This window comes from Streptococcus orisasini, from assembly GCF_001431045.1.
Taxonomy (GTDB): domain Bacteria; phylum Bacillota; class Bacilli; order Lactobacillales; family Streptococcaceae; genus Streptococcus; species Streptococcus orisasini.
Genome location: NZ_BCLE01000039.1, coordinates 21,086 through 32,151 on the forward strand (window position 1 = coordinate 21,086; position 11,066 = coordinate 32,151).

The 11,066-nt window shown below is 27.2% G+C and carries 10 protein-coding genes; 1 reads left to right on the forward strand and 9 read right to left on the reverse strand.

What is annotated here, in order from left to right:
- Position 1: 1 nt before the first annotated feature.
- Genes SCSH_RS08370 through SCSH_RS08410 form a run of 9 tightly spaced genes read right to left on the reverse strand, consistent with a single transcriptional unit; the run spans position 2 to position 10,466 of the window.
- Positions 2 to 775 carry a hypothetical protein gene (locus SCSH_RS08370; protein WP_057491436.1) on the reverse strand — a complete coding sequence of 258 codons (774 nt, stop codon included), beginning with the start codon at positions 773 to 775 and terminating at the stop codon, positions 2 to 4.
- A gap of 7 nt (positions 776 to 782) precedes the next feature.
- Complete coding sequence (locus tag SCSH_RS08375) at positions 783 to 1,496, reverse strand: SagB/ThcOx family dehydrogenase (RefSeq protein ID WP_057491437.1); 714 nt, start codon at positions 1,494 to 1,496, stop codon at positions 783 to 785.
- 3 nt (positions 1,497 to 1,499) lie between these two features.
- Positions 1,500 to 2,309: a lantibiotic dehydratase C-terminal domain-containing protein gene (locus SCSH_RS08380; protein ID WP_057491438.1), complete on the reverse strand. Its 810-nt coding sequence runs from the start codon at positions 2,307 to 2,309 to the stop codon at positions 1,500 to 1,502.
- A gap of 8 nt (positions 2,310 to 2,317) precedes the next feature.
- Positions 2,318 to 3,622 (reverse strand): hypothetical protein, encoded by a 1,305-nt coding sequence (locus SCSH_RS08385; protein ID WP_057491439.1) that lies wholly within the window; start codon positions 3,620 to 3,622, stop codon positions 2,318 to 2,320.
- Positions 3,597 to 5,183 carry a YcaO-like family protein gene (locus SCSH_RS08390; RefSeq protein WP_057491440.1) on the reverse strand — a complete coding sequence of 529 codons (1,587 nt, stop codon included), beginning with the start codon at positions 5,181 to 5,183 and terminating at the stop codon, positions 3,597 to 3,599. Before SCSH_RS08390 ends, SCSH_RS08385 begins: the two co-directional genes overlap by 26 nt.
- On the reverse strand, positions 5,167 to 6,663 hold the full coding sequence (locus tag SCSH_RS08395; protein WP_057491441.1) for a hypothetical protein: 1,497 nt from the start codon (positions 6,661 to 6,663) through the stop codon (positions 5,167 to 5,169). Before SCSH_RS08395 ends, SCSH_RS08390 begins: the two co-directional genes overlap by 17 nt.
- A complete protein-coding gene (locus tag SCSH_RS08400; protein ID WP_152972545.1) occupies positions 6,656 to 9,139 on the reverse strand; it encodes a hypothetical protein in 2,484 nt (827 codons plus the stop codon). The genes SCSH_RS08395 and SCSH_RS08400 overlap by 8 nt, the downstream gene beginning before the upstream one ends.
- 21 nt (positions 9,140 to 9,160) lie before the next feature.
- Positions 9,161 to 10,261: a hypothetical protein gene (locus tag SCSH_RS08405; protein WP_057491443.1), complete on the reverse strand. Its 1,101-nt coding sequence runs from the start codon at positions 10,259 to 10,261 to the stop codon at positions 9,161 to 9,163.
- A 22-nt stretch (positions 10,262 to 10,283) separates the two neighbouring features.
- Positions 10,284 to 10,466: a thiazolylpeptide-type bacteriocin gene (locus SCSH_RS08410; RefSeq protein WP_057491444.1), complete on the reverse strand. Its 183-nt coding sequence runs from the start codon at positions 10,464 to 10,466 to the stop codon at positions 10,284 to 10,286.
- A gap of 177 nt (positions 10,467 to 10,643) precedes the next feature.
- Here SCSH_RS08410 and SCSH_RS08415 point away from each other — a divergent pair.
- Positions 10,644 to 11,066 (forward strand): helix-turn-helix domain-containing protein (locus SCSH_RS08415; RefSeq protein WP_152972546.1); only part of this gene is annotated, 423 nt, incomplete at its 3' end.

Genomic DNA, 11,066 nt, shown 5'->3' on the forward strand with positions numbered 1-11,066 from the left:
ATCACTTCCTATAACACGATTCGATTGTAATATTTAGACTTGGATAATGTAAAATAAATATAGCCTCAATTGGTAAAGCAATATTAGTATAAGTAGATTTGTAAATTTCAGTTTGAATACACAAAATTATATGACACAATAATTCCAAATAAATATTTCTTAAGTATAAGACATCCACTGGATTACTACTAACACTTTCCATTAATTGAATATCTGTACCTGGGAACAGCAATGGACCAATTGTATTATACTTAACAATAGGAAGTGCAATACAATTAAGATTTTCCATTATAGGTTCTTTTACTAGGCTAAAGTCAATTAACAAAATATCATTTTCTCTTAAAATACTTTGTTTGTCATATAAGTATAAGTTAGCTATTTTCCTATCTTTTAATGAATCTAATAAATAGTCTACCGAAGGATGAATAAACACCTTATTTTTTTTATAACTTTCTATCAGTGAAAACCTTAGATTCCTATCTAAGGTCAATCTTTCAAACATTGATCTACAAAATAATAAATAATTCAATTCCACATCATTCACTAATACAAAAAATTCCTTATTTTGCTTATACAACGAAATAATAAATTGTTCTGATTCAGAATAAATTTTACTATCAGTCAATACAACATACTTAAAAGCTAAATTTTCTATACTTTCTCTAAAATCTTTTTTCACTCTAAATGATGCAGTAATATTCTTTCTATAATTACTAAGAATCAAAGTGTCATCATTTATTACAAGCTCTGTAAAAAAATCTAAAATCAAATACATATCACGATTACCCCACAAACATAACAGAAAGAAGATTATATTTTTTCTCACAAAATAATTTCAAAAAATATTCTTCGTAAAAGCCACCGTAAATTGTAGAATTCAAACCCATTGCTACTGCTTGTAAAGATAAATTTTGGGCAATATGCCCAACCTCTTGATTTAAAAGTCTATACGTTAATGTACCATACTTAGGTTGGATTAACTGAAAGTCTGTTGCAAAAAAAATATATATTGGGAATAAATCCAATTTATCATCTTGAATCACTTCTTTTACTGTATCATTATCAATAGATTCATACTCCTCTAGACTATGACTGTATGGATTATATCGATATAACATGTCAGAATTTAAATCTCGGATAGTCGTATAAATAAAGATTGTTGTAGCATATGTTGCACCAGGCGACGGGTAAGTAAAGTAAAGATTCATTTTATCAGATATACCGCACCCAAACTCTAATAATCTACTTAACTCCGTCAATGTAATTGCTTTTCCGCTCGGTTCCCTTATTGTTCTCCTATTTAAAAGAAGTTCCTCTAAAAAATTATTTTCATTTGTTCGATACAGTTCAATACTTGGACGATACTCCCAATTTTTTTTTCTAGATTTTTTTGAAATCTTTACGCTTTTATTACTAAGATACATTACAGAATTTTTATGTATCAAACTAGTAAAATCCGCTGTATCCCGTTCAAAATTCCAAAGATTTTGGTTCATATATCACACCTCCTCTATCATAAATTTTAAATACAATTCAGAAAATTTGAAATCCCAGTATGGTCCCATACCTAACCGATTATTAGTCATATGCAAATGTGAAAAAAGTATTTCTTCGTTAAACATAGCATTCGGCTGTAATAACTTTAGATAATCTAAATAAATTTCTCTATTAGAAGGATTATTAAAAATAGCTTTGAATTGAGAATAATGTTTAAATTTAAATTCACTTATTTTATATTCTTTCCAAAAATTATTATAAACATTTAAAAAATTTATTTTTTCCTTGTAAGTTTGAAAGTACATGTTTATGCTATTTACAAACAGTTCAAAAGCTACTAATATTCTTTTTTCATAACTCAATCTATTAAGAAGTACACTTAACTTACTACTTTCAATAAAAATTTCTTCTGAATATTGCATACTGATAGAAGAACCGCCATATCGCTCAATTTCTTGTATGTATGGTATTTCTTTTACTAAACCATTTTCTACCCAATATAAATCATCATTCCCCTCAAAATCAATTATTTCATTTTTATAAAAATTCTGTCGGTCCTCCCATTCATATTTATTGAAATTATATTTATAAAATTTTCGAATGCTTTTCTGAAATTCATTAAAAATATTTTCTTTGGTTTTATTATTACCATCAGTTATTTTTACACGTAACCTTATATGAGGGCCTCCTAACCAATATCTAATAAAGAAAAATTCCTGTTTATTGGGATAGTAGGCCATATCACTCATTAAATAGTCATCTAATGCTGCAAAACTATGGATAAATCCATGTATAGAATACCACAAAACCATTTCTCCTTTCAGTCACTAAAAGTACTTAATTGAATTATTTCATCTGATAAAAATACTCCAGAATATAGTACTAGTTCATCTTTGTTGAAGGTTATATCTTTTAAAATCATTTCGTCATTATGGCTTTTAAATGGTCTAAATTTATAGCCTTTTGATGAAGAATACGCATATATATATTGCATGTACTGTCCTATATTAAGTAATAGCTCTTTATAATTGTGATTATTTTTTACAGTTGATGTGAAAAAAACAAAGTACTTCATAGTATTGAAGTCTATGTTTTTTGATGAATCATTAAAATATTTATTAACATCATCTAATTCTAATATCTGACATTCCCCATTATTGCTATAAACTTTATATCTATTACTAGACTCCTCCTCTAATAGATAGAAATTGATTAGGTGCTTGCTCTGAGTTTCTTTAATCATTAAATTTAATTTATTCCTAACTTCTTTAATTGAAATAGAGTCAAAGTTTTCATCTAAATTCCAGTTGCCAATAACGTTATGTCCTGATCCTAAATTTTTAAAATTATTCAAAAGAATGTTATCATTCTCACTTATTTTTATACTTTTTGTCGGTATCTTATTTAACGCATTTAATACTCTTTGTGTATCCCTTTCCATACTTAGCAATTGAAATTGGTTATTTCTGATATCATAAGCAAATTCTTTATATTTCTCTAAAGGAGAGAAATCAAAATTGGAAAAAGAAATAATGTAGCTAAAATAGAACGTAGCCGGCATAACTTCACTGAGCATATCTACTAATTTTTTAGAGTAACAAAAAGAATAATCGATTCTATTACTATTTAAAACTGTTTGCAAATTAAATAATAAATGTCCATTTTCTAAAAGTGTAGCCATAACCGAAAAACTTTTATAAAATCTATGTACATTATATATGTCTGAAAAGCCAATAATAAATGATTTATTTTTGTATTCAATTCCTAAGTTTAAGTGAGCAATAATCCTGAAATTTGATTCATAAATATCAAAATAATAAACAAGTTCATCATGTAATATTAAAAATCCACTACTATGAAGCGACCGTACACTTGGAGAATAATTGTGATCCTGATAATAACTTAGAAAATCTATTCTATAAATTTCCAAAGTATTCTCTATCATTTCTTTCAACACTAAATTTTCAGTGTAATATTTCTCCTCTGAGATATTACACTTGAAATAATTTTTATTAAATGGTGTTAAAATTACATTTTGTTTCCCAGATGTATTCATATATCTTTCATCTAAAAATAATTCAATGTAACTTTCTAAAACACTAAGGGAATGGGTGAGGTTTGTCATTAATTATCAACTCTCTTCCTTTAAAGGTAGAAAACTTCCTTAATCTAGGTATATTTATATTTTTATTTTCCTCTCCAAATGAAATATTTTGAAGCTGAGGAATGGAAACTTTAACACTGCGTAAATGTAAAGCAGATAGTAGTTCTGAATGATTGATAGTAACAATAACTTGTATATCTGGGAAGTTTTTAAGTAAACGACTAATTAAATCCGCCAACAAATCTTTTTGTGTTTTAATATTTTCTAAAATATTAACATCCTTTATATCTTGCCATAAAATATTTTCCTGATCCTTTAATGCAAAATCAAATTCATATAATTTTTCTTCTGATGAATAAAATAATACGTGATCCTCAACCGAATATATCATATCTCTAGATAGAGGTATTTGAAGCTTTTTTTCTATATAGAATTCATTAAAAGCCTCAAGCGAACCAATTCCTTCAACTAATGCTGATAAAATTGCATCTTTATATGAAATTCCGCATGAAGCGGAGACATAGTTATTAACTACATTATTTCCTTTTATCTGAGTAAATAATATCCAAACAATTGGAATGTCAACTTCAGTCCTAATATCAAAAATAGTAACCTTATAACCCTTTAAATAAATTTCATGTATCAGCTTATTAATATCATTGTCAACAATTTCATTTATTACTTTCGGCTTTGATAATGTAAACCAATAGGTTAAAAAGGCATCTCTCTCAAGTATTTCAAAAATACCACCTATAATAGCCTCAATTATGTTGGTACCAATAGCCATTCCATTTGAATTACTCTCAATAAATCTTTTCTCATCCTTTGGAGGACCAAAATTTATTCCTTGTACGGGTAGATAGAGCTGTTCGTTTGATATTAAATCAAAGCCCCTTCTCCAATGTATTTTCTCATCAAAATCGGCTGAAACATTATTATTGATAGAGTATTTAGACAGCTCTTTCAAATCTATGTATGGCAAAACTAGTTCAGATTTTTTCGAATATATTTCTTTATCCATAGAATATGCGCCATGAATTCTTTCTAGTCCTTCTAATACTGCTAAATAAAATGCTGAATTTAGGGTTGACGAACGGCCATGTGAATCAAAATTTTTTCCATTAGATTGATAAATCTGACTAATCAATGGATAAACAGTAGCATGATTTCTAAATGATTTTTTGCAAACTCCTAATTCTGGGTGAAAAAGTATATCGCTATTCCTCTCTAGCACTTGGATCAATTCCGAAAACTTTTTAGAGCGATAACCTTCGTTTATAAAATAATCATCCTCAATTTCTCTTAAAAATATCTCTTCAAAATAATCTCTATATTCCCAATAAACAATTAATTTTGAAACTTGACCTGTAAACATATCAATTAAAAAGAAATATTTATCTGAGAGTTTTTTTAGTTCTTGGATTAAAACTTTAGAGATATTCTTAAATTTCAAGGAATCAAAATCACCATAATCCATTGAATAGTCTCTATTTTGATTCAAAAAATCTAGTATAGAATTTTGGTATTTTTCGTAGCAAACAACAATATAGTTTTCAAACTGGAACTCAACTACTTTTTCCATAATTGTCCACCTCTATCTGTCTCACAACAATACCAACATTATCTAATAGTTGCTCATATATCCATTTTTTTTCAGTATAATTTATGTTCTTTTCTTCAAATGCTGTTTGCAACTTTTCAATCTTTGTTTCAACATCGAAAATTAGCTCATCGCTACTGATAAATTTTTCTTTGCTTTGATTCTCAAAAATAGAATCATAAACTAATTGCTCCTGATTTTCGAGTAAAGAAATATTATCCGCTAAAATCTTTTTAGAATTCTCCACATTTGAAAAGGGAGTAGAAAATTTAAATATTTTTTTAGTTTCCAAATTTCTAATAATAAAATTATACAAACCAGATTTTTCACCTTGTATAACTTTTATATCAAACCTATTATTTAAATTATACTCATCAATTACATACCACTGTTCACCAACATTGATTATTTGACATAGTTTATCTAATTTTTTTTCATAGTAGTCTTCCGCTCGGCAAACAATCCAGGATTTACCTGAAAGTTTTTCAAGACTATACTGAAGAGCTATAATAAAAGTATCGAGAAATGAAATTAGAAAGTCCGTTCCTGCAAATAAAAATTCTCTTTTATTTAAGTCATCATGAATCCCAAAAACTACTTTATTATTCTGATGAACTGTAGCTAAGGCACTATTTCTATGCTTCGATAAAGAATATGGAAACTTATTATTTTGAAGTACATTTTCTAATAATCTAACTCGTCTACTTATGTCAGCAATATCATTCGTAGGGATATTGACATCACTCATCAGCATCTCAAAGTGATATTGGTTAAATCTAAATTCTTCAAATTGTCCTTCATGATTCAAGACTGCTCCAACTAAATTATTTCCAATTATTTGTTTAATGATAAATATTGAAAAATAATGATCAAACATTAATTTTTGAACGTAATTTAATTTATTATAGTCAAATTGACTATGATTATATATTTGTTCTACATCAAAAAATATATCTTTATAATAATTTTGTGAAAGGAAAATTTTTTTAGTTTTCCCATTCATTTTTATTTGTACTTCTTTGATTTCTGCAAATTTGCAGTGTAATTTTAATTTCGTCAATAAATTAAATAATTTATTAAATTGCTCTGGAATATAGATACAAATATCATCTACTTTTTCAATGAAATCGTCTATTGAAAGATTAGTTTCACCATATACACATAACAAATCAATTAAAGATGAATCAAGGGTAGAAACATCTGATTGAAAAATAAAGACAGCCCCGATCTCTCTCAATAATTTTATATATTGTAAGATTTCGTACTCTGAAATCTTCAAAAATGAACAAAGACTATCTATTGAAATTACTTGCCTAGTTGCCTTTAGAATCTTTTTTAATATATTTATGGATACTTTATCGTGGGGAGCAGTTAGTTGGTAATGTGCAGTTTTTAAAAACACCTCTCCTTCCGCTTCATATATAAGAAGATTTCTTCTGGAAAGTACTTTAAATTTACTCATATTGGTACACCTCTATTTGATACTCAGTAGTATACTCGGAATCGTCACCCAAATATTCTTCAATAAAAATTTCATTTGCCATGTTATTCTTAATATAAGGAACGATATTTTTTAGAAAAAACTTACACGACAACGGGTTCTTTAGATCATAATACATTGGTTTCAACTTATTATATTTATTTACATGTTCATAATTACGATTAAATCGAAGAAAAAAGTTCGTCTCTATACAATATTTTTTAAATAGTTTATTGATAAATATGTATTTTTGTTCATCGCAAGATAATGACAAAATCTCAGAAATTTCAGAGAAGATACTAAGCTTATATACTTTCCTTGAAATTACCAAATTATCAAAGCGTAACTCTGGTATATAGTTGCTTTGTATCAACTCAGAAAATCGAAAATACATAGCCCCATTTGAAAAAATCTGCAGTAAATTAGAAATGTACCCTGGCATTAATGCAGGAGTCAAAGAACCTCTATGTAATATCCTAAATTTATTATTATTTTCATCATATAAATCTAATCCATTAGATGCTACTTTCATGTAGCATTTGTCAATATTTATATCATCTTTCCTTGATATAAATCTACTATTACCAATATAGTTTGTAAAACAACGCTTCTGAAGGGTATTATTTTTCATATTTCCATTAAATCCAAATGTATCAGAAATTTCATAATAATTATTTTTTTTATACAATTCATCTACAAATTGATGATAACTTTGAGAAGTAGAAATATAACTTTCAAAAATATTCATGAAACGAGCGCTATATTTCTCCTGTCCTTCATAACAATTATTAATGATTAATTTGTTATGATTTACCTTTTGAAGAAAAAAAGTACTATCTATATCATTCGAACGGATTGCCTCTGGAATATTATTTACAAACTCTAAAATCAAGCCTTTTAAATCAATGAAGCCCTCTTGTGAGTGACTTAATACTAAGTCATTTAATTGTTCTATAAATTGAATTTTTAATTCATCTAAATTTTTTACTAAAGGACTTATAAAGTTAGGATTTGTATGTGCGAAATCTCCCCAATAACCTTTCATTAATTCAGAAACCTCAAAAATTACACTTTGAAATCGATCATCAAAAAATATTTTTTCGTTTTCTTTGAAGATAAGCTTCAATCTATCAACAACCTCAAATCTTAGTCTTTGACTAGCATTAAAAATTTGACCAAATCTTTGAATTATTTTTAAATTCTTCACATCGCTTTCAGATACAATCTTTTCAGATGCAATTGGTCTTTCAACATTATTTTTATAAGAAACAACATAGAAAGCTTCTGTTATTAAAAAATTTGTACCAATAGTGGAATTTATCTCCTCAATAACCGGCGAATAATTTGTAATATTTTTTTCTAAATTTTCAAGAGAAAAATCCACAGACAAAGACTTCTTCAATTTTAATAAAGAATTCAAATAAAAATTCAATTTTTGATATAAAATAGTTTCAATTCCGCTCAACTTATCAAGAGCATCTAAAATTAAAGACTCTGAATTACCTTCCTCAAAACCAATTACAGGAATCAAAATATTTTTTTTAACCAATCGAGAGACAAGCATCATCACTTTTTCATAATTATAATTCGGGAACAACTGCTCGCGAAAATCACTAAAATTAAAATACTCATCTAGGTCATATTTCTCAAAAAAATTTACCATCTTACTATTTATCTGAAACTTAACTATACCCTCTTCTCCATAAAGAATTTTTTTTGAGGTAGATTTATTACTATTTACTATTGCTTCAAAAAATAATTTATCATCTTCAGAAATAATTGTTGATGGAGGTAATGCAAATTTTGCTTTCGAAAGAAATTCTTTCGAGTTTTCTATGTAATGAAAAATTATTTTGTATATAAATGTAAGATTGAGTTCAACATTATATGTCGTTGGAGTGGGATATTCTGTATTTGAAATTGAAGTTGAAAATGCAAACGGACTAGTTTTCATAATAGACCTTGTAATATAATTGTAAAATGGATGGTCATTTTTTCTATGTTTTCTCTTATGTTCTTCAGCAGATGTATATAAGTAATTATAAAAACTATGTGTTATAGATGAATTTGTTAGTAGAAGAGAAGAAGCCTGATCAGAGTTTTCAAGAAAGAATTTTTGAATTCTTCTTCTACTTTCTAATAAATTTCTATTGTATTGGATAAAAATATTATTTTCTTCCTCTATTAATTCCAATGTAAGTTGCTTAAGTTTTATAAAGATTTTAACCTTTGTAAATTTTTTCTTCTCTAAATGTTTTAAAAAATTTTTGTATTCTCCTGAATAAAATAAATTTCTATTTAAATTAAACAAATCACAGACTTCTAAATTATCTTCAAGCAGATTAGAAATACTATCTATCAAATAATAATATTTATCAAACTCAATCTTCTCAAATATTTCACTAAACTTTTTTTTGGAAACATTATTGAATCGTTTTAATACCATTGGATTTATCAACTTTATCTCCTCTCAATTACCTTATAGTGAGAACTTATACCTAACCTTATCCGGATGGTTATGTTCAAATTCTTTCACTACCATGTAACAGAATAGATGTTTTTTCAACATACTTTGCTCAAATAGCGGTAATGAAACATACATCAAATTTATTACATCTCTAAATGCTAACATTTCTGGAGAAAGCATCAGAGAATCTAGATTATCCATACTTAATAATGATAAATGATAGGAATTATCCAGTTTAGAAATATATTCTTTAAATAAATTAAATTGTTTTTGATAGCTTAAATAGCTACTTTCTTCTATTTTAGAATCTCTTATATTTATTGTATTGTAATATTCAATCATTTTTAAATAAAATTTTTTAAAGCAATCAATTACCATATCTACTTTCTCAGAAATCAATTCATACTCTACGGTATAGTTTCTGTTTTTATAGTCAAAATATATTTTTTCAAAATTTTCTAAAACTTTTTTTCTATTAAAATCGTTACTTATATTTGAAAAGAATCCCATAATATGAGAAAGAAAGGATAAATAACCAAATTCTTCCCCTAAGTAAAATATTTCGCTAGTTCTCTTAAATAAAGTTATAAAGTAAACCAGTTTAGCACTTGGTAAATTTAATTCTCTAAAATAAGATAATATTTCTGTATAGAGACTATTCAATTCAAATCGTATTGCTCTAAATTCTTTTTTTTGGAAATTTGAATTAAAAATAGAAGTTTTTTCTGGCCTCGTAATTAAAGTACCATGTTTATGAACCTGTATTTTATCTAGCTTTCTTAATTCAAGATCAGATAATCTCTTTTGTTCATTAAAATACAGCCGTTCCTTAAAAGTATAATCTCCTTCTATTTTTTTATACTTATTAGACAGATCTTTTAATACATTCATAACCAATTTTTCTTCATTTTCTTCTTCACATACTACCATTATATTAGGTCCATACATCCAGTCTAAATCAATATAATACCTATTAGAAATTGAACTTATAATTTCATTCATTTCTAAGATTGTTTCTAACTTTGAATTTGAATAATCGTATAATGAAACCGGCATAATGTACCTCACTATTTTAAAAAAAGCAGTTGTTATTGCAACTGCTTTAGTAAACACCAAACACCTTATAAACTATTGCTTAGGTACTTGAAGAACAACATGAACTAGAACCACAAGTTGAACAACCATTAGAAATCATAGAGCCACTTGTAGCAGCGGTCTCAGGTAACGCTGTAACTTCTTTAAGCTCTGTAAATTCCAATTCATCTAAGTCTGAAAATAGTTCATCAACATTAATGTTTTCATTTTTATCGTTAACCATAAACAAACCTCCTTACATTTTTTATACATTCATTTTATCAAAAAACAAACTTAAATGCAAGCGTTTTCTTTTCTTTATAATCACTATTATCATTCGAAAGTGATAATGTCTTAGCTAGGTCGAATGTGAAAATGTCCCGTCTGTTAAACTAGAAAGATGAGGAAAACAGAACTAACTATGATAGAGTCAAAGAAATACGCAGTCATCAAAGCTGTTTGTGAGGGTAAAAAACAGAAAAACAGGGCTTGTGTAGAATTAGGGTTAAGCAAAAGGCAGGTGAACCGATTGATACTAGCCTATCGAGAGAAAGGAAAGTCAGCTTTCGTTCATGATAATAGATCAAAAAGATCAACTCATGCCATGTCTTTAGAAACAAAGAAAAGGATTATCGAGAAATATCAACGTTACGGTGATTTAAGACCAAATGTTGTTCATTTCTGCGAACTACTAGCGGAAGAAGAAAACATCGCCTATTCAGATACAACGGTTAGAAAACTACTCTACCAAGCAGGGTTTCTATCTCCAAAGACACAACGAGCAACGAAAAGACGATTGAAACAAGAAGCCAAACAAAAGAAAAAGGAGGCAGAAAAAAGAGAA